Raw genomic sequence first — 25,130 nt, forward strand, 5'->3', positions numbered from 1 at the left:
CCACTCTTAACGGACAGTAAAACTCCCACTGATGGAAGTTTCACTTTATTTCATCTTTTGTCTCAATAAATTATATTTTTCAATATCTAATTATGCCCTTTAAATTATTTGCATTTCTAAATAGGAATATGTATATGTCTTTCAAGCTTTATATTCTCTATTTCAATAGATCTTCAAGATACGACATAGTGCTAACGATTTTACTTCTATGTACAGGTAAAAAATATCCGCGCTTTTTTCATGAAAGTTGTCCATTCTTTTTTTAGACTTGTACATAGGATATTAAGGATTAACGGTTGGAGGTGTCATATAATGTCTGCTAATAATTTTTATAATCAGTGCTCAAGAGGTGTCGGAAGATGTGTGCGCATCCGTACTCATAGTGGTGAGGTTCATACAGGAATAATCGAAAGAGTTACTCCAAATAAAGTCTATATTAGACCGATTGGCGGTAATCGCCGCGGTTATGGAGGATTGGGATATGGATTTAGACGTGGTTACGGACCTGGCTGGGGTTGGGGATGGGGATGGGGCTTTGGGGCCGCAGCATTTGGTGTTTCATTAGGATTAATTGCTGCATTAGCTTTTATTCCTTTCTTTTGATCAATCAAACGAAAGATTCCTTTCAGGAAGGAATCTTCCTACATATTGAGAAACTTATCTAACTTTTTTTGAAGCGCCCAAACAGGACAAACTCAAGACTCATATGATGCTTATGTGTATGAGGGAGGTGGAATAAATGAGTGGTGGCCCAGCAGCTGGTTTTGGTGGAGGTTTCGCTCTACTAGTAGTGCTATTCATTTTATTAATAATTGTAGGTTCTAGTTACGTTGGTTTTGCATATTAAGAAAGATAGAAAAAGGAGTGTTTTATAAATGAGTTACGGTTATGGTGGATATGGTTATAATGATTGTGGATGCGGGTATGCTGCACCAGTTGCAGCTCCAGTAGCTTCTTGTGGTGGTTTCGGAAATAGCTTTGTATTGATCGTTGTATTATTCATATTATTAATCATCGTTGGAGCAGCTTGGTTATAATTAATGATTGTAAATAGAAAAAGAGTAACGTACTGCTTTATTTAGACTATAAAAGCTGAAATGAACTTTGTATAAAAAGAGCAGTCTGGCTATGCCAAACCAATTAATAAATCAATAGGCATAGTTAGGCTGTTTATTAAATGAATGGAGAAAAATTTATTATTGTTGGTGGACAAGCAATCATATGCTTTATGATTCATTCAAATTAAATTTAATTAGTGATACAATGAGATAAAGAAATGTTCGGTTAAAAGCGGGGAGAATATTATGATGATGGATAAAGCGCGTAGTATTTTAAAAGAGTACTTTGGATATGATAATTTTAGAAAAGGACAAGAAGAGATTATTCAACATTTGTTGGATGGTGAAAATGTTGCAGGAATTATGCCAACTGGCGGAGGAAAATCAATTTGTTATCAGGTTCCTGCGATGATGTTTCCAGGATTAACAATTGTTATTTCTCCTTTAATTTCTTTAATGAAGGACCAGGTAGATACACTAACAGAAGTTGGTATTCCAGCTACGTATATAAATAGTACGTTACATAGCAATGAAGTGCAGGAAAGAGTGTACGATATTAAAAATGGACATTATAAATTACTTTATTTAGCTCCAGAACGACTAGAGGCAGATTATTTTATTGAGATTTTAAAAGAAGTTACGATTTCTTTTATCGCAGTAGATGAGGCTCACTGTATTTCGCAATGGGGACATGATTTTCGTCCAAGCTATGCAAAAATCGGCTTTATGATTAATAGATTATCTGATAAACCAATTGTTGCTGCATTAACAGCAACTGCAACACCTAAAGTTCATGAAGATATATGTCAATTATTAAATATTCCTTGGGAAAATACAATTAAAACTGGTTTTGCCCGCGATAATTTATCTTTTTCGATAATAAAGGGACAAGATAAAGGGAAGTTTCTTGAATCATTTTTAAAGAAAAATAAAGAAGAGTCAGGAATTATTTATGCAGCTACAAGACAAGAGGTTGAGAAACTACATGATCGGTTATTAAAAAAGGGCTACTCCGTTTCGAAATATCATGGCGGAATGAGTGATGGACAAAGAGAGGCGGAACAGCAAGCGTTTATTAAAGATGATGTATCGATTATGATCGCCACAAATGCTTTTGGAATGGGTATTGATAAAAGTAATATTCGATATGTAATTCATTACCAGCTTCCAAAAAACATGGAGGGCTATTACCAAGAAGCGGGAAGAGCAGGGCGTGACGGCTTACCGAGCAAGTGCATTTTACTATATTCTGCCCAAGATATTCGCATCCAACGATTTTTAATTGACCAGACAATAAATGATCCAGATAAACAGAAGCAAGATATTGATAAATTGCAATCGATGATTAATTTTTGTCATACAGAAGATTGCCTTCAAGAATATATTTTGCATTATTTTGGTGATGAGCATGCAGAAAAGTGTGGGCAATGTTCAAACTGTACAGATGAAAGAACGATAATTGATGTTACGGTTGATGCCCAAAAAGTATTGTCATGTATGATTAGAATGGGCGAAAGATTCGGAAAAACTATGATTGCCCAAGTATTAACAGGCTCTAAAAACAAGAAATTGATAGATTTTCAATTAGATCGTATTAAAACCTATGGGCTTATGAAGGAGAAATCAGCCAAGGAAATAAGTGATTTTATTGAGTTTTTAATTTCTGAGCAATATATTGATGTAAGTACAGGTGCGATGCCGATATTAAAAGTTTCAAATAAAGGAAAGGATGTTCTTTTAGGTAAAACAACCGTTGAACGAAAAGAGCAGGTAGTGACGGTAAAAGTTTCTGAAAATAATACTTTATTTGAGTATTTGAGAAAGATTCGTAAACAATTGGCGGAGGCAGAAAATGTTCCACCTTTTGTGGTTTTTTCAGATCAAACTTTACGTATTATCTCCATTACCATGCCTATTACGCATGAAGAGTTTAGAGAAATTAAAGGAATCGGTGATCATAAGCTACAAAAATATGGAGATACGATGATCGAGCATATTGTTAAGTTTAAAAATGACCAGCATAATTTATCTGAATTAGAAGATAGTGAGAATAAGGAATCAAGAACAATTAAGGAAAAACGCTCGAAGAAAAGTGTAGAAAATTCTCATTTAGTAACCCTAGATTTATGGAAAAAAGGGTTAGCGATGAAAGAAATAGCGAAACAAAGAGAATTAAATCTACAAACGATAGAAAATCATCTACTTCGTTGTGGGGAAGAACAATTAGAAGTTGATTGGACAAAATTTATTAAGCCTGAAGATCAAGTGAAAGTTGTAAAAGCTATTGAAAAAGTTGGTATGGATAAATTAAAACCACTTAAAGAAAAACTTCCAGAAGAAATTAGTTATTTTATGATAAAAGTTGCTATTATGTTAGAAAAGCGTGGGCAACAGATATTGAATTAATAAAAAGTCATTGGGGAGGATTTATCATCAAATCCACCAATGACTTTTTATTTATAAAATGCTTTGTAAAGTTTCCTTTATTTTACTAGTACATGCATTTAGTTGCTGGATGGACGGGAAAGTAGCTTGTGCTAACAGCTCATTTCCACCACCTTTTCCTTCAAAATCTTTTATTGCTTCTTTAAGCAGTTTGCCACAATGAAGGGAATAGTCTCCATTATGCTGTAATAGCACTTTCTTCTCTAATTGCGAACTTAATAAAATGATATAGCTAGATTGTTGTATTATATATTTAGCAAGAGTCGATAAGTCCTTCATGGTTTTCTCTTCAAATTGCAAAAAGATTATTTTTTCGTTTTGATCAGCAAGTATTTGTTCTCCTAAAAAGGCAGTATTCTCTGATTTTAGAACTTCTACTTCTCGGTTTAAGGCTTTCTTCTCTAATTCTAGTTTATTAATACGATCTTCCAGCTGCTGCTTGTTTGTTTTAAAATGGCTACTTAAATGGTCCAATATCGTTTGAGAGGTTTGATAGTCATAAAGAGATCTCCAGCCACTAAGGAAAAATACTCTAATCTGACCGCGGTGTTTTTCCGTTTTCATAATCTTAAAAAGGCTTAATTCGCCAGTTCTTTGGACATGTGTTCCTGCACATGCTGAATAATCTATTCCCTCAATCTCGACAATTCTGATATCACCAGTCACTTCAGGTAGCTTTCTTAAAGGAAATTTGTTTACTTCCTCATGGTTTGTAAAATAGGTTTTAATCTCCAAATTTTTCATAATATATGTATTACAGGCTGTTTCGATCGTTTCTATTTGTTCTTTCGTTAAATCCGTTGTATCCACATCAATAGTTGTATACTCTTTTCCTAAATGAAAGCTCACTGTCGGAATGCTATATAACTCTTCAAGAACAGCTGATAATAAATGCTGTGCCGTATGTTGTTGCATATGATCAAATCTTCTATTCCAGTCTATTACACATTCAACAGTCTGTTCTTCTGGCTTATTTTCAACTAGATGGTAAATTTGGTCATTCTTTATTTGAACATCTATTACACGAATTCCATTTATAGTACCAGTGTCAGCTGGCTGACCTCCACCTTCTGGATAAAAAGCTGTTTCTTTTAAAATGACAAAAGTTCGGTTCTCTTCTTCGATAATTTTCTCTATATCGGTTGTCCACTTTGTTTCGTATGGATTGGAATAATATAATTTTGTAGACATTTGCGGCTCCTTCTCTTCCGTTTTTCATCATATTACCATAAATATGGAGCTGAGTTACAGAATTAGAAGAATTTTTAGTAGATATATCAAACATGTCAATTAATGATTTCACATAAAGAAAACTTCCATCGATGGGGGGCTTACTTCTCGTGTTAAGAGTGGGATAAAAGCAGAAATAATCATACTAACACATAAATATTGGATGTACTGGCAATAATATAGTAAAAAGGGGGGCGTTCATATGTTTTTTAATCGAAAAGGTGCAGAAGAAAAGCCGGAAGAAATATTAATGAGTATGGAAGTATATGCATGTAATTCATGCAATGGTTGGATGAGGAAAGATTTTGCAACAGATGATCTTCTTTGTCCATTGTGTGGAGATCAAACATCAGTGGAAATGAGAGAGCTTCCCCAAATTAGTAATTAATCTTAACCCGAGCGATAGGGTTAATGAGCAACAGTGTGAATGATACATCCACTGATATCATTTTAACTCTATCCTCCTCCTCATTATTAAAACACTCCTTATTTGCTAACTTTCCCTAAGTTCCCTCCTATAATTAACAGTAATGTGACTATTTTGTGAATGATTTATAGAAAAATACTTTCTTATCTGTTTTATTTGATTTACAATCAAATAGAATGCAAACTTAAAGATAGTCCATTTCCGGAACTTTAAGGGTGTGTTATTTTTTGGAATAGATTAGGAGGATTTTTGTTGTTTAACTCCATTTTGATTTTTATTAGCATCCTAATCGTCTATATGGCATGCTATTCTTCCTTTGACTTGTTTCAATTAGTGAAGAACAGGGAGAAAAATAGTAGATTTTTATTTCTAGCAAGTACATTTACAATAGGATTTGGATTTTGGATATTGAGTTTTATTGACATGATGATTACCAATGTATATGCAACCGCAAACTATAATATCCCGATCACGATCTTATCGATGGTAGTTGGTATTTGTTTTAGTGGAATGGCGTTTTATGCCTTATTGGACAAGGAGAAAAAGAAAAGAAGAATTTATGTATCGGCTTTCTTTTTTAGTCTATCTTTATTATCCGTTTCAATCATAGGATTTTACTCAATAGGTAGTATGGTGTACTATCAAATTCCGCAATTATTCATCAGTTTTATACTATTATATATAGGTTTTTGGCTTTCTATTTGGCTTTCTTTTTATCCGGTCAATATACCTGTATTACTAAAAAAATGGATTCGACCATTATGTAGTTTATTAATGACAAGTGTATGTATGGTTAGTCATTTTATTCTTTTAAGTAACATAAGTGCACCAGAAATTTCAGTTGCAAAAGATTCTTACGAAAGCAGTTTTATCATTTATATTGCATTATTTGTGTCTGTCTTAGTTTTAGGTGGATTAATTGGTACAAGTACATTAATCGGAGAGCGAATAGATGTTGGGACAATCGATGTTAGAGATATGCAGCATGCACTGGATGAATCCGCCATCGTTGCCTTTACAGATAATAACGGCATGATTACTTATGCAAACGATAAATTTGTTGAACTTTCCAAGTATAGTAGAGAGGAATTACTTGGACAAAATCATCGTATTGTTAATTCGGGCCATCATTCGCCTGAATTTTTTCGTGAACTATGGAACACCATCAACAAAGGGGAGATATGGAGAGGCGAAATACTTAATAAAGCAAAAGATGGTACACATTATTGGGTTGATACTGTAATCGTTCCTTTTTTAAATAAAGAGGGATCCCCATATCAGTATGTTGCCATTCGGCGAGATATAACAGAGCAAAAAAATGTTCAGCTTCAATTGGAAGAGTCTGTTCGTGAAGTTAGTGATATAACATATGCTTTAGAGCAATCAAGCATCATTGCTTTTACCGATAAAAGAGGGATTATTACAAAGGTTAATTCTAAATTCTGTGAGATATCTGGCTATACTCGAGAGGAATTAATAGGGAAAACACACCGCATTGTTAATTCAGGTTATCATTCGAAAGAGTTTTTCCGAAACGTTTGGCAGACAATAGCGCAAGGCGAAATATGGAAAGGGGAAATCCGCAATAAACGAAAAGATGGTACCTATTATTGGGTAGATACAACTATCGTGCCGTTTCTAGATAAAAATAATAAACCTTATCAATATTTAGCCATTAGGAATGATATTACGGAAAAGAAAAGAACAGAGGAAGTTCTTCATCGACAAGATAAGTTGGCAGCTGTCGGACAATTGGCAGCTGGTGTTGCCCACGAGATTCGTAATCCACTAACGTCTATAAAAGGTTATGCTGAGTTTTTAAGTATGGATGAAACAGAAAAGGATAGACAGGAATATTTCGATATCATTCTAGATGAAATTGAAAGAGTAAACTCCATTGTAGAAGAGTTTATGCTTCTTTCAAAGCCAACTGTTTCTGTGTTAGAAAGGAAGCCACTTCTTCCAATTATTGATAATGTTGTTTCTATTTTAGATTATCAGCTGCGAAAAAGTAAAATTAAGTTGAATCGTATCTATGAAGAGCCAAATCTCTTTGTAGAGTGCGATGAAAATAAATTAAAGCAGGTTTTCTTGAATTTTATAAAAAATGCTGTAGAAGCAATGCCGAACGGTGGTTCTATTGAGATTACCGTGAAAAGAGAGGACGAAGACATTACCATTATGATAAAAGATAGTGGAATAGGTATGTCCAAAGAACAAATAAAAAAACTAGGCGAACCGTTCTTCACGACAAAAAAAGACGGTAACGGACTAGGATTAATGGTTAGTTTTAAAATTATTGAAAATCTAAATGGCAAGGTATATATTGATAGTGAACAAAATAAAGGAACAAGCTTCCATATCACATTACCTTCAGTGGATTAAAATAACATCAATTTTTCATCACAAAACAGGCATTTGTTAATTGATTATTCTGACGATTCGTATTGTGTTTGTTATTGGATTGTCATATACGTAATCGAATTATCAACTACCTGTTCTTTTTTTTGAGCTTTTTCATGATAAGATTATACCTGTTAGCTCAACTGGAGCTATTCAAGGAGGTATAAAATGAAAAAAATCTTTTCAATTCTAACTTGTGCGTCGATACTTACAACAGCTGCTCCGTTTGTAGGTGCGGAGGAAATCAAAGTAGAAAAAGGAGATACGCTTTGGTCTATTTCACAAGAAAAAAACGTGAGTATTAATGATATAAAGAAATGGAATGATTTAGATAGTGACATCATTAAAGTAAATGATACACTAACGATTCAAGAAGAGAAAAAACATAAAGTAAAAGCAGGAGATAATCTTTGGAAAATCTCTCAAAAATATAATACAACAGTTGATCAATTAAAAGAATGGAATAAATTAAAAAGCGATACAATACATAAAGATGACGTATTGATTGTTTCAAAAAATAATGGTTCCACAAGCAGTAAAACCAATATAACAACTGTTAACAAAGCCGTAAAAGCAGAAAATACAATAAATGCAAATACGAATACAACTGCAAAATCAAAAGAAATCACGGTGGAAGCTACTGCATATACAGCAGATTGCAAAGGCTGTTCTGGTGTCACTGCGACTGGCATAAATTTAAAAGATAATCCAAATAAAAAGGTGATCTCCGTTGATCCTAGCGTCATTCCACTAGGTTCGACAGTATATGTAGAAGGGTACGGTACAGCGATAGCTGGAGATACCGGCGGAGCAATAAAAGGCAAGAAAATCGACGTACATGTAGCAACAAAGTCTGAAGCGTTAAACTGGGGAAGAAAGCAAGTATCTGTAAAAATACTTGATTAAGTAAAAAAGGACTGTTCGTAAAGATTCACCTTTCACTTAGTTGAAAGGTGATATCCTTATAGACAGTCTTTTTATTTGCTTACTTACTTCTTAATAGTTTCGTCTTTTTCAGAATGAAGAAAGAAGCGTTGAATTGGCTGGGCTATGCTTTTTACATTGTTTTCAATTTTTTCGGCTAAATAGTGAACACGTTCAAAAAGAATTTCTTTCACATGTTCGATTTGTCTGCTCAGTTTATTCACATTTCCATTTGTTTCTTCCATACTTTGTAGAAGTGTTTGATGAAATATTTCTTGGATATCTAGCTTTTCGGATATTTGTTGATAACTCGATTCTGTTTCATCTAATTTCGTTTTCATCTCTGTAGCAAGGTGATTAAAATTATCCATTTTACTTGAGATTGTAGAAATATCCTTTTCTTGAAACATCAATTGATCGAATAAAGCAGTTTGACGAAGGGTTTCTTCGCTCGTTATTTCCTTTTGCTCTTGTGCGAGTTGGGCAAGAAAGTCTAGTTGTTCTTCGATTTTTGAAGTTTCCTTATCTAGTACAGCAAGTTTTTCTAATAAATCTTGTGAAATAGAATCGTTGAGCTCTAATTTATAATCAATTTCACTGATTTGCCTATAATGGTTCTCCTGTCTTTCGAAAGATTCTTCCTGAAAACTCTTTAATAATGTAGTTAAATGTTCACTTTGGATACGTTGATTTAATAAGTAATCTTGTAAAAAATTTTGCTGGAAATGGGATTGATTATTTAACGTTTCAGCAGGAAGTTTCGGAAGATAAACCTTTGAGGACGGATTAACCGGGTTATTTGTGGGCATTTTACTCCTCCTTTCATCCTTCTTTATCCTATTTGGATGGGGGAGAAAGAGTGCACCGTGAAATAATTTTGAAATAGAAGAAAATAGAAAATATCTACATCGAATGAATCATTGGGACTGTAAGTACTTTCTATTTTCTTCTTGGAAAATTACATAAAGGGAGGAATTCCTTTACTTATTTCTGTTAATATGGATGTAATGGATGCGATATCTTGATCGTCAATATTAAATGTTTGTCTAATCTTATTTTCTAGATCTTTACTAACTCTTCGCTTTCCGACTTCCACCAATGCAATTAATGCAAAGCTACAATTTAGAACACGGGCAAAGTCTCTCTGTGTCATTTCGTAATTTTTCCTAATAAATTTGATTATTTCTTTATTCATAGTCCACCTCATTTAATTGAATAAAAGTATAAATAAGAAAGACGAAAAGAAGAATGTATTTTTATTCAAGCTACGTGCATTATAGTTGATATTCATGAAAATGTAAATATACTAAGCAAGTAAAATATAATTTACTGTATTTATAAAGTGTCTTGTACCAATTCAGTTCTTATAGTAATTGTTATATTTACGGAGCTTATATTATACAAGCGTTGTTTCGTATTATCATCCATACATTAGTTCACCGAGAATAAGTTATAAGGAGAAAGAGTTAAATTGATTAATAATTTAGAAAATTTGGTCAAAATATCTAATGAGCAAATAATTAATTATATAATTAGTCCAATGACATATAAAAATGAAGCCATTAATATGATGTAATAACATGAGATGTAATAAAAGTTAACAGTCGTTATTTTAGAAAATTATCCTTTTGGAGGAATGCGCATGTCTTCCGATCATTATTCTGTTATTGATTCAGTCCTTGTAACGGAGTGTCATAGTTATTTAGCCACGATTGTAAAAGTAGAAGGGTCAGCTTATCGCAAAGAAGGAACGATGATGCTGATATCAGATAAAGGCATGGAGAAAGGCTTACTAACTGGTGGCTGTGTCGAACAGGATTTGTTGGCCAGAATAGCTATGCAAGAATCAGATGAGGCCTTTCTAATGGAATACGACTTACGTTCTGAAGATGATTTATCGTGGGGGCAGGGGGTAGGGTGTGATGGAAAAATTTATATTTTGGTTGAACCGATCACATTTGAAACAAGGAATGTTTTTCTACAATTAAACTCTCTTTTGCAAAATGGACACAAGGTAAAACTTGTTAAAGTTTTTAATAAGGTAAATAAATATATTGAAAATTCACTCAAAACTAATATAGAGGAAGAGAATACTTCTATTGTTTCTTTAGATACAGAGGATCGATTAATATTCAATCAGATATTATATCCACGACCAAAATTAATCATTTACGGAGCTGGACCAGACGTCAAGCCTGTCGTCTATTTTGCCAGCAAGGCTGGATTCTATGTTATTTTATCTGACTGGCGTCAAGCTTATTGTTCAGAAGAAACAATCCCATATGCGAAGGAATATCATATAGGTACTCCCTCAAAAGTGATGGAAGAAATAAATCCCACGGAAAATGATTATGTTATCACCATGAGTCACAGCTTTATGAAAGATCAAGAAATAGTGAAGTATTTGCTACAAAGAAAGGTGAAATACTTTGGGTTACTGGGATCAAGAAAAAGGTCTGAAAGATTATTAGCAGGAATAATAAAGCCAGATTGGATTCACTATCCAGTTGGTTTACTAATTTATTCAGAAAGTCCCGAAGAAATTGCAATTAGCATTATAGCAGAATTGATTAAGACAAAAAATGAAAAAAAAGCTGTTGCAAGAGAGCAGCTATGATTACAGCGATTTATTTAGCTGCAGGAAAAAGTAGTAGGATGGGAGAAAATAAACTGTCGCTAGCCTTCGGAAACGAAACAGTTGGCAATACTGCATTGTCCGTATTGCTGACTGCTCCATTTATCGATTATGTTTTCGTTATTGTTAAACCAACTGATCCAGTCAATTGGATTTCAATAGAAAATAAAAGGAGTTTAAATGGAGAGAAAGGAGATATAATTCGCTGTAAGGATGCAAATAGAGGGCAGTCCTTTTCTTTAAAGAAGGGATTTGAAGTAGCCGTCGAAAAACAAGCAGATAAAATCTTAGTATGTTTAGCTGATCAGCCCTTCATTACCGAAGAGATGATTAGAAAAATAGTAAAAACTCCTATACATTCATCTGAAGAGTTTGCAGCTAGTATGCATAATGGTGTGTTAATGCCACCTATTCTTTTTCTTCCATCAGTATATTCAAAAATAAAGCTGTTAGAAGGAGATATGGGGGCAAGGAAAATAATAAACAATGGTAAGATACAAGGTGGAAAAATTGAATTTTCTGAAGAATTATTCTTTATTGATATCGATACGAAAATAGATTATTACAATGCGCTAGTAAGGAGGAAATAAGATGAAAATCTCTGCTGACGCTTATCCAATAACTGTCGAAATCCCTTATGTATTATCAGATGTTAGCAATCTATCTAATCCAAATAGTCTTATTATATCCGGCGGTACGATTCTCCAAATAAATTGGGAAGCCGGAGTGGAAAAGCCAGTACACCTTATTAGCACGGAAAAATTACAGCCATTAAAAGGAATAACTGAAACAGATATAAATGGACAGCGATACTTAAAGATCGGGGCCGCCATGACAATAGCAGATTGTTTGAATAACCAGTTAGTTCAAAGAAACGCATCTATCCTTACAGAAGCTTGTGAAAAGATTGCAGCTCCTGCTGTACGAAATCGCGGAACAATAGGTGGAAATATTTGCAGTAAAATTGGTGATACAATCTCAGTCTTGCTGGTTTTACAGGCACAGTTATCGTTTTTCAATGGTAAACATGAATATATAATTCCATTAAGAGAATGGCTAGTAAAACCGCACCCGCCATCTTCTGAATTACTAACAAACATCTTCATACCTATACATGTTACCAATATATCAACCTATTCTTTTTTTAGAAAAATTGGAAGGCGAGAGAGCTTTACAGCAGCGATTATTTCTGTCGCGGGTTATCTGGAGTTTCAAGATACAATTATTAAAACAGCAAGACTATCAATTGGTGGAGGGGCACATCTTCCTTGTCGACTTACAGAAACGGAGAAAGAGCTTATAAATGGTGGAGAAACAACTGACTGGAAGCACTTAAATAAAGTCATCCAAGCAGATTTTTCTTCTTACACTGATCCTTTTGTAACAGAGGAATATCGTAAACAGGTTGCTGCAAACCTATTTATTGCCACTATAAAAGACTTCCTAAATCGCCAGAGAAAGGAGTAAGTCATATGGTTCTTGATATTACAAGTGCAGGCGTTAGATGGAAAAAAAGAAGGGATGGGGAACCAAAAGTAACAGGAAAACTGAAATATTTGACCGATATGGTGTTCCCGCAAATGCTCTATGGTGCGATCTTGAGAAGTGAACATCCTCATGCAAAAATTGAATCAATTGATACAAAAGAAGCAGAAGATCTCACAGGAGTTACGGCTATTATTACGTATAAGGATGTCCCAGGCTTAAATGGCTTTGGAATAGTAATTCAGGATCAGCCAGTGTTTTGTGTCGATAAAGTGAGATATGTCGGTGATGCTATCGCGGCAGTAGCTGCAGAAACAAAAGAAATTGCACAAAAAGCAATTTCGTTAATTAAAGTAACATATAGTCCATTACAAACAGTAACAGATCCGGAATTAGCATTAGATAAATCAGCTGTAAAATTACACAAGGGCGGTAATCTTCTTCATAAAGCTGCTTTTAAGAAAGGAGAGGCGAAGTTAGAAGAAGTGTTTAATCGGTGTGCAATCATTGTAGAAGAGTCGTACCATACACCTAGACAAATGCATGTGTATATGGAAACAGAAGGCGGTGTAGCTGTTCCTGATGAGGATGGTGGATTAACCATATACGCACCGACACAGCATGGATTTAAAGATCAATTGCAGCTTTCTAGAATTCTAGATATTATTCCTGAAAAGATTAGGATAATTTCCAGTCCAATTGGAGGGTCATTCGGAGGCAAGGATGAACTGAATATACAGCCATATATTAGTATTTTAGCCTTAAAAACAAAACGACCTGTAAAAATTCATCAATCTAGAAGAGTTTCAATCAAAGCTGGTTTAAAAAGACATCCGATGAAAATATTTATGAAGACTGGAAGCGACGAGTCTGGTAATCTAATTGCTCATCAAGTAAAAATAATTGCAGATACTGGGGCCTATGCTACATTAGGACCAGCCGTTTTAGACTTTGCTGTAGAGCATAGTGCTGGTCCATACCGCATCGAGAATGTGGAGGTCGAAGGGTATTCTGTTTATACGAACAATGGTGTGGCAGGTGAATTTCGAGGATTCGGCGGAAATCAAATAACCTTTGCTTTAGAAACACAAATGGAACGTATAGCAGAAAAATCAGGCATAAATCCAACCGAGCTTCGTTTAAAAAACTTACGACAAACAATGGACCCTGGTCCAGTTGAACAGCAGATTGTTCCAACTGATGGAGCGAAAGCTGTTCTTACAGAAATCATTAAATCTCCGATTCTACAAAAAAATACAGCTACGATTCCTTCAGGTCAATGGAAGATAAAAGGGAGAGGCTACAGTATTACGATGCATGGCGGAGGTCTTGGTTATGGTAGGCCAGACCCATCTGGTGCACGCTTATCCTTAAATAGTGCTGGTAAATTAGAGGTTTCTTTTGGCTTTGAAGAATGTGGGCAAGGTTTGATTCCAACGATAGATATGATTATGACCGAAACTTTTAACTGTGATTCTAGTGATGTAGCGATCGTTATTGGAGATACGGCGAAAGTTCCCCATTCGGGATCATCAACTGCCTCAAGAGGAACCAATATGGTGTGGCTAGGAATTGCTAAATTAAAAGCAGCTTTTATCGAAAAAATGTTAAATGCAGCAGAAAAACAAACTAACATGACGAAAGAGAAGCTCTCTCTTGGTAAAAGTGGGATTTGGTTCTGTGAACAACCAGAAAAGCCGCAGCGACTTATACTAACATATCGAGAGCTAGCGACGTCTTTAGAAGAACTTCCAACTGTCTTTACTAGTTATCATTTTCCTACTACTCCCCATGCTATTGATGGCGGTCATTTTTTATATACTTTTGCTGGTGTGGCTGCAGAAGTAGAAGTAGATCTATTAACAGGCAGAGTGGCAGTTACGAAAATGGACCATGTTATTTCAGCAGGACCCGTTGTCAATCCAATGGGCTATTTAGGGCAAATTGAAGGTGGAGCAAATATGGGGCTGGGATTCACACTCATGGAAGATGCTGTCATGGAAAATGGACGATATATGACAGAAAACCTAGACACTTATCTAATCCCAACGATTTTAGATATCCCAAAGGAAACAAATGTCTTTGCAATTGAAGGATTAGTTAACGGTGACACATATGGACCAAGAGGCGTAGGAGAAATAGGGACTGTTGCAGTTGCACCAGCTATTGTTTCCGCTATTCATGATGCTACAGGACTTTGGTTGAATCGATTGCCTGTGCAACCAGATGAGATTTTAAAAGCAATCGAACAAAAGGCTTTAATAGGTTAGGAGGAGTAAGATGGATACAAATAAAATAACCGAAAAAACAACAAGCTTTAAAATCAATGGAAAACTAATAGAGTTAACACTCCCTCCAACTTTTCGTCTAGTCGATATTCTTCGTGATTGTTTAGCGCTAACAGGAACGAAAATAGCATGTGAAGTAGGCAGATGTGGAGCTTGTTCTGTTATTATGAACGGAAAATTAGTTAATTCCTGCTTAATAATGGCTTATCAGATAGAAGATGCGGAAATTTTCTCGATTGAAAGTTTAGCAGAAGATAGGCTACATCCTATTCAAGAGGCGTTTTTACAAGCTGGAGCCCTTCAATGTGGTTATTGCACCCCTGGGATGGTTATGGCGTTAAAAAGTTTGCTAGATGAGAAAGAGCAACCAACAAAGGAGGAAGTCCTTACAGCATTATCCGGAAATCTTTGTCGATGTACAGGATACGAAGGAATTCTGCGAGCAGTCGATTTATTAACACAAAAGAATTAATCAACCGATAGTGGAAGGAATGGAGATATGTATTCAATAGCAGCAATAAATAAAATGAATCGTCAAGAATTTATCGAAAAAATTGGTTGGGTGTTTGAACATAGTCCTTGGATTGCAAATAAAACTTGGGATTATCGCCCTTTTCCGAACTTAAATACGCTTCATCAATTAATGGTACAGGCAGTAACAGAGGCACCGATCGGTGATCAGTTGGAATTAATTCGAGCACATCCAGATTTAGGAGGGAAATTGAAGATGACCGATTCTTCTGTTAAAGAACAAATAGGAGCAGGACTTGATTCTCTTTCAGAAGAAGAATATAAAGAATTTGCTTCATTAAATAAATCCTATGCTAATAAATTCGGTTTTCCCTTTATCCTAGCTGTAAAGGGACATACAAAGGAAACGATTTACCAGTCGATGAAGAATAGGATTAACCATACAAAAGAAGAAGAATTTCAAACAGCATTAACGCAAATATTTGCGATAGCGAAATTCCGATTAGACGACATCGTCAAACTACAAACAGAAGAACGAGGAGCATAGGATGAAAACAGGAATTACAACCCATGTTTTGGATTTAACTCAAGGAAAACCAGGTGCTGGAATTAAAGTAGAGTTATGGGAAATAACAAATTCGACTAGAACATTTATAGCAAACGGACTAACAAATGAGGATGGCAGAGTAGAGACTGTATTATTAGAAAAAGTGGAAGATGGGGAATATGAATTAGTATTTTTGGTTAAAGAGTATTTTCAAAGAGCAGAAGGTAAAAATAATTTTTTAACTTCGATTCCGATTCGTTTCTATACAGACAAAACACAAGTGCATTATCACATTCCTTTATTATTATCTGGCTGGGGATATCAAACCTATCGAGGGAGTTGAATGAATTTGTGGGAATATGATTTAGTAATCAAAAATGGAATGATTGTTAATGAGGAAAAGCAAATAAAAGCTAATGTAGGGATAAAAGAAGGGAAAATAGTAGAAATTGATGCACATATTATGCCAAACCAAGGAAAACACAGCATAGATGCAGATGGACTATATTTATTTCCCGGTGTTATTGACACCCACGTGCATTTCAATGAACCTGGAAGAAGTGAATGGGAAGGCTTTAAGACGGGAAGTAAAAGTTTAGCAGCTGGTGGATCAACCTTATTCTTTGATATGCCATTAAACAGTCATCCTCCCACTACAACGAAGGAGGCATTTCTACAAAAAGATGCGCTTGCCAAAGAAAAATCACTTATTGATTATCGATTATGGGGTGGAGTGGTACCTGGTAATCTAGACGAACTAGAAAAACTTTACCAATGTGGGGTGATTGGCTTTAAAGCTTTTATGTCCAATAGCGGAATAGAAGATTTTCAATTCTCAGATGACCGGACTTTACTGCAATCTATGAAAAAAATCGCCGAACTACAAAGTATTTTAGCAGTACATGCTGAAAGTGATACAATCACCAGTTTTTTGAGTGAGGAGATTATTAGTCGAAGGGATCATTCTGCTTTAGCCTTTGCAAATGCGAGACCAATTTACTCTGAAATAGAAGCAGTTCAACGTATTATCGCTTATGCAGAAGTAACAAAATGTAAAGTACATATCGTTCATATAAGTAGCTCCAAGGTTTTGAAACCGATATTAGCAGCTAAAGCAAAAGGAGTAGATATAAGTGTGGAAACTTGTCCACACTATTTATCGCTAACAGTAAATGACTTAGAGAAACTTGGTTCGGTTGCAAAATGTGCTCCACCATTACGAACTAAACAGGAAATAGATAACCTTTGGGCGGCGATTGGTAAGGGGGAAATAGATGTGATTGGTTCAGATCATTCCCCGTCACTGGTTTCTATGAAAGAAGGGACTCTATTAGAGGCGTGGGGAGGAATTTCAGGATGCCAAACGACTCTATCTGTTTTATTAGAAGAAGGCTATTGGAAAAGAGGTATACCGTTAGAAATGATTGCAAAAATCACAAGTGCTAATCCAGCAAAAAGATTTGGAATATTTCCTAATAAAGGTAGTTTTTCCATAGGGAGTGATGGTGATATAGCAATCGTTGATTTAAATGAACAGTTTACCTTACAAAAAGAAGATTTATATTATAAAAATAAGTTAAGTCCTTATATTGGAAAAACATTTCGTGGACGAGTAAAAGCAACGATAAGTCAAGGTCAAATCGTTTATTCAACTCTTAAGGGTAATAAGATATCTAGCCCAAAATAAAAAAATATCTTTAATGAAGTACTCCCTCGAAAGCTTTCTTTATCCCACTCTTAACGGACAGTAAGACTCCCCCTCAAAGTTTATGAGAATATGAGGGAGATCAACTGTCCGTAAAGGTCCGATTCGTTCAACTAACCATCAGTGGAAGAGGAAGGAAAACCCTACTGATGGAAGTTTCACTTTAGGTTACGCTTGAAAAGCATTGGAAATTTCTAATGCTTTTTTTGTGCTTACTCTAAATAAAAAAGTTGAATTATTAAAAGTAAGCGATTTTTCCGACGGAATAAAACCGAATTATTATAACGTTCAACCTCTTAATGTTCGGAAATTAAGAAAAAAATGCTTGAATAGACAATAATTTTACGTTATTATGCTGAATAAAGGAATAATTTATTATTTAGGGGGAGTGGCATCATGGTAGGAGCACCAAATACTTCACAAGCAAAAAAAATCATTGTTTTAGGTTCTGGAGAGTTAGGGAAGGAAGTTATCATTGAGGCACAGCGTTTAGGTGTCGAAACGATTGCTGTTGATCGATATGACCATGCGCCAGCGAGTCATGTTGCACATCGTTCTTACACAATAGATATGCTTGATGGTGACCAATTAAGAGCGGTTATCGAAAAGGAAAAGCCTGATTATATTGTTCCTGAAATTGAGGCGATTGCAACGAAGACACTACTAGATTTAGAAAAAGAGGGCTATACAGTAGTTCCAACTGCCCATGCTACATATTTAACGATGGACCGCGAAGGAATTAGAAGATTGGCAAGCGAGACATTGAACTTGCCTACAGCAAAGTATGCCTTTGCAAATAGCATAGAAGAACTGGAAGAAGCAGTACATACTATTGGATTTCCTTGTGTCATTAAGCCGGTTATGAGTTCATCTGGTAAAGGGCAAAGTATTTGCCGAAGTGTGGATGAAATCGAAGCATCATGGCAGGAAGCAGTCAATGGCGGAAGAGGGAAAAAAACACGAGTAATTATAGAAGAGTTTATTGTATTTGAATCAGAAATAACCCTTTTGACAGTCCGTTCGGTTAATGGCACAACTTACTGTCCTCCCATTGGACATATACAAAAAGATGGGGATTATATTGAATCTTGGCAACCTCATTTTATGTCAGATGAACAACTGGCTGAGGCAGAAGAGATTGCTAAGAAAATAACGGATAGCTTAGGTGGATATGGACTATTTGGTGTGGAATTATTTTTAACAGCGAACGGTGTCTATTTTAGTGAAGTTTCCCCTAGACCTCACGATACAGGGATGGTAACAATGATAACACAAGATCTTTCCGAATTTGCTTTACATGTAAGAGCGATTCTCGGTTACCCTGTTACAGGTGTGAAATTGCATGCTCCTGGTGCGAGTAAGACATTAAAAGCAATAAAAGAAAGTGAAACATACTCCATAACTGGAATAAAAGAAGCTTTATCTGTTGAAAACACACAAGTCCGTGTATTCGGTAAACCAAAGACGACAAAGGGAAGAAGAATGGCAGTAGTATTGCATACAAATGAAACCGTTGAATTAGCATTAGATGGTGTCCGAAAAGCAGCGGAATTACTAGCTATTGATTATAAGCTATAACTCTATTAACTAATTAATTATTAATGATCGGCAAATAACATATTAGGGGTATAACAAAAATGAAAACAAAAAATCGTTGGCTAATCGCTTTATCTGCAGTTGGTATTCATATTTCAATTGGATCTGTATATGCATGGAGTGTGTTTACAAAACCGCTTGAATCTCAATACAACTGGAGCTTAACTAGTATTTCTTGGACGTTTAGTATCGCTATTTTATTTTTAGGTTTATCAGCAGCATTTCTCGGTCATTTTGTTGAAAAATATGGTCCTCGTGCTTCAGGTAGGCTTTCTGCTGTTTTGTTTGGATTAGGAATGGTAGGTGCTGGATTTGCCACCAGTATTGAATCTTTACCTCTACTTTATATCACTTATGGTATGTTTGGCGGAATCGGATTAGGAGTTGGCTATATTACACCTGTATCAACGCTGGTTAAGTGGTTTCCCGATCGTAGAGGATTAGCAACAGGGCTAGCAATTATGGGATTCGGATTTGCTTCTATGATAAGCAGCCCTGTTATGAATCATTTGATTAATACAGTAGGTATATCGAATACTTTCTATATTCTAGGTGCAATCTATTTTGTAATCATTTTATGTTCTGCACAATATTTAGAGGCACCACCTAAAGGGTACATGCCAATTGGATTTAAACAATCGATGGAAACTGGTCAAATCAAGGTAAAAGAAGATTTATCCCAATTAACTGCAAATGAAGCGGTAAAAACAAAAAGATTTTGGGCATTATGGATTATGTTGTTTATCAATATCACTTGTGGAATTGCCATCCTTGCAGTCGCTTCTCCAATGGGGCAGGAATTAGCAGGATTATCCGTAGCTGGTGCTGCGACACTAGTAGGGATTATGGGTGTATTTAACGGGTTTGGTAGAATTGCATGGGCAACCATTTCTGATTATATTGGCAGACCAAATGTCTATACCTTGTTTTTCGCAATCCAAGTAGTAGCATTCTTTGCTCTGCCGCATTTACATCATTATATCGCTTTTTCTATCATCGTATTTATTATTATGTCCTGCTATGGTGGAGGATTTGCATCAATTCCTGCCTATATTGGTGATTTATTTGGAACAAAGCAGTTAGGTGCTATTCATGGCTATATTCTTACTGCTTGGTCAGCAGCAGGTGTTGCAGGACCTAGCATTGTGTCATGGATTCGGGATACTACAGGAAGCTATCAAGGAACATTACTGGTATTTTCGTGTCTTTTTATTGTATCACTAGCTGTTTCTTTGTTAATTCGTTTAGATATTCGTAGATTAAAAGAACTAAATAAAACAGTAACAGAAAGCAGTAGTTTTTAAAATGACGTTTTAACTAGAACTTGATACGATGGATAAGAAATTTTCTTATCTCGTATCAAGTTTTTTTCCGTCTAAGCCTTTGCAAGCATTCTGATTAGTAGTATAGTAGTTTCATTGGAAATTTGTTGCATAGTTAGGGGAATTTAGAGAAATGGAAAATTTCAATACCCAATTTTTTTATTCAGTGATTATCATTGCAATTGGTTATTTCTTTAAACAGAGAAATATTATTAAAGAAAAGGATGGGGAAGGGTTAGCACGAATAATCTTTAATATCACTCTACCGTGCTTGATTATCTCTACCTTACATAACGTGATTATTGAAAAGTCATTGCTTATATTAGTATTTTTAGGGTTATTTTATGGAGTTCTTATTTCGATTATTGGCCTTTTTTTATTTCGAAAGGAAGCAAACAAGGAAAAAGGGATGCTAGGCATGCTTATTCCAGGATTTAATATTGGTATCTTTGCCTATCCTTTAGTTCAAGGGATTTGGGGTGCTGAAGGGATTAAATATTTTGGCATGTTTGATATTGGAAATGCACTCGTTACCTTTGGGATTAGCTATTTAATTGGTAGCTATTATTCACAAGAAGGGACAGTAATGACAACGAAGCAGGTAGTAGGAAAATTAGGAAAGTCCATTCCGTTAATGACCTATGTTTTTATTTTCTTCATTAATATAACTGGTATTCATATGCCACATCAGGTGATTGAAGTAACGTCCACTATTTCAAAGGCAAATATGCCACTATCTTTATTGCTACTTGGTATTTATTTGAATTTTTCTTTTGAAAAGAAGCATTGGAAGGGGATTGGAAGAGTACTTGGGATTCGATATGGTACTGGCTTATTTTTAGGGATACTTGCTTATCTTTTATGGCCAGCAGAAGATATGTTTCGTTATACGATCTTGATTGGTTTAATTTTACCGATGGCATCAAGTGTTCTTCCATATAGTGTGGAGTTTAAATATAATCAACATTTTGTCGGAACTGCTGCCAATTTATCGATTGTGATTAGTTTTTTCTTAATTTGGATGATTGGTAATTTAATTGTGTAAAGTGCATTTTCAAATAAGGATGAATTCACTCGGGATGCTCACTTTTCGATGAGCGAGATGGAACATTTTATTCTACATTAGCCTCGCACATTCTGTTTGAATTAACCGTTTATTTTTAAATATTAAATGAAAGAATAGAAGAAAAACCAACCAAGTCGAATAGACCGGTTGGTTTTATTTTGTAAGAAAGTTTTCTGTATAGTATGGTTGAGCATTGTTATTGAAGGCGACTCCTATGCCTAGGAAGGCAAAATCTTTTTGGAGAATATTTTCCCGATGACCCATGGAGTTCATTAAGCCTTCATGGGCAAATATACTGCTATTCTGTCCGTAGGCTAAATTTTCTCCTGCCATGCTATATCGAATGCCATCGTTCAGCATCCGGTCAAACGGAGACTCACCTTCTAAATTAGTATGACTAAAATAATTATTTTCCGCCATATCTAAACTATGCTTGCGGGCTGTTTCTTTGACTGCTTCATCCCATGATAAAGGCTTTAAATGGTTATTAACTCGACTCGCATTTGTCAAATCAAATAATTGGTATTCAAATCCTTCTTTCAGTTCCTCACTGCCATCCACATAAAAATCCTTCCGATTTTCTTCTATAGAAGAACTTACGATTTGAAGGGCAGTTACTGTGTTATTCTCATGTTTATCAAAAAATACTGTAACATAGGAACCATCAAGCGAGAACATCTCATAATCTCTGTCATTCGTCATTTTGTAAGAAACAAGCCCTTTTCTTAATTCTGTTAGCGGTTCTCCTAATGTTTCTAACACTTTTGCTTTTTCTGTTCCCTTTTTAATGCCGTTAGTAGAAGCGATTAAATCTTGATTTGTATATAAGGCAGCTACTTGATTATTTTCGTCATAGCCTATCATAACAAAATTTTGATAATTATGATGATACGTAAACCAGGAGATTCCATATTCATTAGTAGTTACTCGTTGGGGGCTACCAAGCGTTTTTTCAACTGCCTGTTTATTATCCCCAAGAGAAATATTATAGATCGAAAAAGGATGATCCTTTGGTGTGACTAACTCTGGTTTTGCTATTTCTTCAGCATTTTCTTCTACATTCCAGTCAGGAAGAATATCTTGAGCGTCATTAAAGAGCGATTTTAAATTACCTAATTCCTTTGTAACTGATTGAATAAAGGAAGTAATTGAATTTTGATTGATACTATTTTCTAACGTAGGAGATTGTTCAGTTACTGCATTATTTTTGCTCTCTTTAAAATAAAAATTATAAGCTCCGTATATGATCAGAATGGTAATAACCCATTTTAATAGTTTTGTCATTTTAAAACCTCCCGTTGTCTACCCATTATAACCAAATAAAATACGAATAAATCAAGCAAATAAGGTTATTAATATAGATAGACCAAAAGTAACGAATATCGCTGTATTTTAACTACTTTCCCTTTATACCTATAATATAAAACAGCATCAATATTAATAAGTTATAATTATATCATGTTCTGGCAATATCTCCTTCTAATTATGTTTTTCATTGTTTTGTACCGAACATGTAATCAATTTGTAAAGCATCTTTATTATATGTAAACGTTAATACTGCTATAATATACATAACCGTTTCCATCATGGAAAATGCTATTTAACATAAACTCTAGACAGAATTAAACGGTTTTAAAGGAGGCTATCATGCATTTAATTAGAACCGACATCGACGAAATTTTAACAAATACAACCGATTTAGAGCAAGATATATCCACTTGGAATTTAATCGACATAGAGATTGATGAACTATTAGAAGAAACAAAGCATTGGAATTAGTATAGGCAACCAAATGTACATTCGTGTAGATTATGGTTGTTTTTTTGTGTTATCCCACTCTTAATGGGCAGTAATCCGCTAAGCTTAAGCTGCGGAAAATCTAGAAAGCTACGTGAGGGATAACTGCCTGGAAAGGTCCGATAAGTGCAACTAACCGTCTGTAGGGGATGAAGAAAAACACCGATTGATAGAAGTTATCTTTATTTTGCCGATAGAAACAGATGATATCGATGTTTCTCAAAAATATTTTATAACTTTTTACTAAAACTGCTTTCTCTATCAGAACTTTGCGTTATAATAAATAGAAATAATGTTTAAGATAAGGAGAATGGAACGTGACAGAACAAACAATCACTGTAACATTAGCAAAAGAAAAGAAACCAAAACCGGATCCTTCTACATTAGTATTTGGTAAAGTGTTCACTGACCATATGTTTATGATGGATTATTCAGTCGATAAAGGATGGCATGATGCACAAATTCTTCCTTACCAACCAATTACTTTAGATCCTGCTTCTGTTATTTTCCACTATGGCCAAGCAGTTTTTGAAGGATTAAAAGCTTATTTAACAAAAGAAGGAAAAGTCCTTTTATTTAGACCAGAAAAGAATATGGAGCGTTTAAATAAATCAAATGACAGACTTTGTATTCCAGAAATAGATGAAGAGTTTGCATTAAATGCATTAAAACAATTAATTAATATCGACAAAGAATGGATTCCAAATGGGGAAGGAACTTCTTTATACATAAGACCATTTATTATTTCCACTCAACCATTTTTAGGAGTGGCAGCATCTATTAGCTACAAATTTATGATCATTTTATCTCCTGTAGGTTCGTATTATAAAGAAGGTGTTAAGCCTGTAAAAATCTTTGTAGAAAATGAATATGTACGCGCTGTTGCTGGTGGTACTGGTTCAGCAAAAACGGCTGGTAACTATGCCGCAAGCTTAAAAGCACAGCAAATTGCGACAGAAAAAGGCTACTCTCAAGTTCTTTGGTTAGATGGCGTGGAAAAGAAATATATTGAAGAAGTAGGGGCAATGAACGTATTCTTCAAAATTAATGGAGAAGTAGTAACCCCACAATTAAATGGCAGTATTTTAGAAGGTGTAACAAGAAGCAGTATTATGGAGTTGCTACAATATTGGAATATTCCTGTAACGGAAAGAAAAGTTACGATTGCAGAAATATTCGAAGCTCATAAAAAAGGTGAATTAGAAGAAGCATTTGGTACTGGTACAGCAGCCGTTATTTCTCCAATAGGTGAATTTTTCTGGAATGAAGAAAAAATTGTTCTTAATAACGGAGAAACAGGCGAATTAGCAACAAAATTATATGATACGATCACTAACATCCAAAATGGAAGACAAGAAGATCCATTTGGATGGACCGTTGAAGTGAAATAATTCCTTTTCCAAGGAAAATAAAGGAGCATCTTAATGGCGAATAAAAGCCACACGCTAAATTTTGGATGGAATTTAATAGCACATAAAGACTATAAACTTTTCTCTAACCAAAACGAATATGTATTAATGGATTGGGATGGGGACGTTGTCTTATGTGTTTCTGTTCAAGACCATGAGATAGAGGTTCTTCGCAGTAATTGGAATCTTCACTTTAAAATAAATTTGGCTTTTAAAACGATTAAAGTCTTTAATGATCCTGATGAGGAAGAATAAAAACCCTTTTTCATATTGCACGATAATAATTAGATAATCTATATAAGAAAAGTGCTGGACATAGTAT

General features: G+C 34.9%; 25 protein-coding genes. 21 read left to right on the forward strand and 4 right to left on the reverse strand.

Annotated features, from left to right (window positions below; genetic code table 11):
• Positions 1–312: 312 nt before the first annotated feature.
• The 4 genes from HHU08_RS12345 (at position 313) to recQ (ending at position 3,464) form a co-directional block, all read left to right on the forward strand.
• Entirely contained in the window at positions 313–603 is a 291-nt protein-coding gene (locus HHU08_RS12345) for a hypothetical protein (protein ID WP_169188578.1), read from the forward strand.
• A 136-nt stretch (positions 604–739) separates the two neighbouring features.
• Positions 740–847 carry a YjcZ family sporulation protein gene (locus tag HHU08_RS12350; RefSeq protein WP_084668742.1) on the forward strand — a complete coding sequence of 36 codons (108 nt, stop codon included), beginning with the start codon at positions 740–742 and terminating at the stop codon, positions 845–847.
• A 28-nt stretch (positions 848–875) separates the two neighbouring features.
• Positions 876–1,037, forward strand: coding sequence for a YjcZ family sporulation protein (locus HHU08_RS12355; RefSeq protein WP_169188579.1), 162 nt, complete (start codon positions 876–878; stop codon positions 1,035–1,037).
• Positions 1,038–1,307: 270 nt separating this feature from the next.
• Positions 1,308–3,464, forward strand: coding sequence for a DNA helicase RecQ (gene recQ, locus HHU08_RS12360; RefSeq protein ID WP_205835769.1), 2,157 nt, complete (start codon positions 1,308–1,310; stop codon positions 3,462–3,464).
• A 51-nt stretch (positions 3,465–3,515) separates the two neighbouring features.
• Here the strand turns inward: recQ and HHU08_RS12365 are convergent, their stop codons facing one another.
• Entirely contained in the window at positions 3,516–4,694 is a 1,179-nt protein-coding gene (locus HHU08_RS12365; RefSeq protein ID WP_101731175.1) for an alanyl-tRNA editing protein, read from the reverse strand.
• Positions 4,695–4,935: 241 nt separating this feature from the next.
• Between HHU08_RS12365 and HHU08_RS12370 the strand changes: the two genes are divergently transcribed.
• From HHU08_RS12370 to HHU08_RS12380, 3 genes are all read left to right on the forward strand, one after another.
• On the forward strand, positions 4,936–5,121 hold the full coding sequence (locus tag HHU08_RS12370; protein WP_169188581.1) for a cold-inducible protein YdjO-related protein: 186 nt from the start codon (positions 4,936–4,938) through the stop codon (positions 5,119–5,121).
• 291 nt (positions 5,122–5,412) lie between these two features.
• Positions 5,413–7,545 carry a PAS domain S-box protein gene (locus HHU08_RS12375; RefSeq protein ID WP_224427931.1) on the forward strand — a complete coding sequence of 711 codons (2,133 nt, stop codon included), beginning with the start codon at positions 5,413–5,415 and terminating at the stop codon, positions 7,543–7,545.
• Positions 7,546–7,731: 186 nt separating this feature from the next.
• Positions 7,732–8,469 carry a 3D domain-containing protein gene (locus HHU08_RS12380; RefSeq protein WP_169188583.1) on the forward strand — a complete coding sequence of 246 codons (738 nt, stop codon included), beginning with the start codon at positions 7,732–7,734 and terminating at the stop codon, positions 8,467–8,469.
• 83 nt (positions 8,470–8,552) lie between these two features.
• On the opposite strand, the gene HHU08_RS12385 is transcribed toward HHU08_RS12380, so the two are convergent.
• Positions 8,553–9,296: a hypothetical protein gene (locus HHU08_RS12385; RefSeq protein ID WP_169188584.1), complete on the reverse strand. Its 744-nt coding sequence runs from the start codon at positions 9,294–9,296 to the stop codon at positions 8,553–8,555.
• Between the two features lie 149 nt (positions 9,297–9,445).
• A complete protein-coding gene (locus tag HHU08_RS12390; RefSeq protein WP_016203798.1) occupies positions 9,446–9,682 on the reverse strand; it encodes a helix-turn-helix transcriptional regulator in 237 nt (78 codons plus the stop codon).
• 447 nt (positions 9,683–10,129) lie between these two features.
• Here HHU08_RS12390 and HHU08_RS12395 point away from each other — a divergent pair, with 447 nt between their 5' ends.
• The 11 genes from HHU08_RS12395 (at position 10,130) to HHU08_RS12445 (ending at position 21,581) form a co-directional block, all read left to right on the forward strand.
• Positions 10,130–11,104, forward strand: a complete 975-nt coding sequence (locus HHU08_RS12395) for an XdhC family protein (protein ID WP_169188585.1) — start codon at positions 10,130–10,132, stop codon at positions 11,102–11,104.
• Positions 11,101–11,712, forward strand: coding sequence for an NTP transferase domain-containing protein (locus HHU08_RS12400; protein ID WP_169188586.1), 612 nt, complete (start codon positions 11,101–11,103; stop codon positions 11,710–11,712). Before HHU08_RS12395 ends, HHU08_RS12400 begins: the two co-directional genes overlap by 4 nt.
• A gap of 1 nt (position 11,713) precedes the next feature.
• Positions 11,714–12,589: an FAD binding domain-containing protein gene (locus HHU08_RS12405; RefSeq protein ID WP_169188587.1), complete on the forward strand. Its 876-nt coding sequence runs from the start codon at positions 11,714–11,716 to the stop codon at positions 12,587–12,589.
• 5 nt (positions 12,590–12,594) lie between these two features.
• Positions 12,595–14,877: a xanthine dehydrogenase subunit D gene (pucD, locus tag HHU08_RS12410; RefSeq protein ID WP_169188588.1), complete on the forward strand. Its 2,283-nt coding sequence runs from the start codon at positions 12,595–12,597 to the stop codon at positions 14,875–14,877.
• A 10-nt stretch (positions 14,878–14,887) separates the two neighbouring features.
• Positions 14,888–15,367 carry a (2Fe-2S)-binding protein gene (locus tag HHU08_RS12415; RefSeq protein WP_016203802.1) on the forward strand — a complete coding sequence of 160 codons (480 nt, stop codon included), beginning with the start codon at positions 14,888–14,890 and terminating at the stop codon, positions 15,365–15,367.
• Between the two features lie 27 nt (positions 15,368–15,394).
• Positions 15,395–15,913, forward strand: a complete 519-nt coding sequence (gene uraD, locus HHU08_RS12420; protein ID WP_016203803.1) for a 2-oxo-4-hydroxy-4-carboxy-5-ureidoimidazoline decarboxylase — start codon at positions 15,395–15,397, stop codon at positions 15,911–15,913.
• A gap of 1 nt (position 15,914) precedes the next feature.
• Positions 15,915–16,256, forward strand: a complete 342-nt coding sequence (uraH, locus tag HHU08_RS12425; RefSeq protein ID WP_016203804.1) for a hydroxyisourate hydrolase — start codon at positions 15,915–15,917, stop codon at positions 16,254–16,256.
• On the forward strand, positions 16,257–17,600 hold the full coding sequence (locus HHU08_RS12430) for an allantoinase (RefSeq protein ID WP_040343684.1): 1,344 nt from the start codon (positions 16,257–16,259) through the stop codon (positions 17,598–17,600).
• Positions 17,601–18,014: 414 nt separating this feature from the next.
• On the forward strand, positions 18,015–19,196 hold the full coding sequence (gene purT / locus HHU08_RS12435) for a formate-dependent phosphoribosylglycinamide formyltransferase (protein ID WP_016203806.1): 1,182 nt from the start codon (positions 18,015–18,017) through the stop codon (positions 19,194–19,196).
• A gap of 59 nt (positions 19,197–19,255) precedes the next feature.
• On the forward strand, positions 19,256–20,518 hold the full coding sequence (locus HHU08_RS12440; protein ID WP_016203807.1) for an L-lactate MFS transporter: 1,263 nt from the start codon (positions 19,256–19,258) through the stop codon (positions 20,516–20,518).
• A 151-nt stretch (positions 20,519–20,669) separates the two neighbouring features.
• Positions 20,670–21,581 (forward strand): AEC family transporter, encoded by a 912-nt coding sequence (locus HHU08_RS12445; protein WP_169188589.1) that lies wholly within the window; start codon positions 20,670–20,672, stop codon positions 21,579–21,581.
• A gap of 174 nt (positions 21,582–21,755) precedes the next feature.
• Here HHU08_RS12445 and HHU08_RS12450 read toward each other — a convergent pair whose 3' ends face one another.
• Positions 21,756–22,886 (reverse strand): CAP domain-containing protein, encoded by a 1,131-nt coding sequence (locus tag HHU08_RS12450; RefSeq protein ID WP_016203809.1) that lies wholly within the window; start codon positions 22,884–22,886, stop codon positions 21,756–21,758.
• A 363-nt stretch (positions 22,887–23,249) separates the two neighbouring features.
• Here HHU08_RS12450 and HHU08_RS25475 point away from each other — a divergent pair, with 363 nt between their 5' ends.
• The 3 genes from HHU08_RS25475 (at position 23,250) to HHU08_RS12460 (ending at position 25,063) form a co-directional block, all read left to right on the forward strand.
• A complete protein-coding gene (locus HHU08_RS25475) occupies positions 23,250–23,381 on the forward strand; it encodes a hypothetical protein (RefSeq protein WP_263479814.1) in 132 nt (43 codons plus the stop codon).
• Positions 23,382–23,716: 335 nt separating this feature from the next.
• Complete coding sequence (locus tag HHU08_RS12455; RefSeq protein ID WP_101731169.1) at positions 23,717–24,790, forward strand: branched-chain amino acid aminotransferase; 1,074 nt, start codon at positions 23,717–23,719, stop codon at positions 24,788–24,790.
• 33 nt (positions 24,791–24,823) lie between these two features.
• Entirely contained in the window at positions 24,824–25,063 is a 240-nt protein-coding gene (locus tag HHU08_RS12460; protein WP_016203810.1) for a hypothetical protein, read from the forward strand.
• The last annotated feature ends 67 nt before the right edge of the window (positions 25,064–25,130 follow it).

It is taken from the genome of Niallia alba, from assembly GCF_012933555.1.
GTDB classification, from domain to species: domain Bacteria; phylum Bacillota; class Bacilli; order Bacillales; family Cytobacillaceae; genus Niallia; species Niallia alba.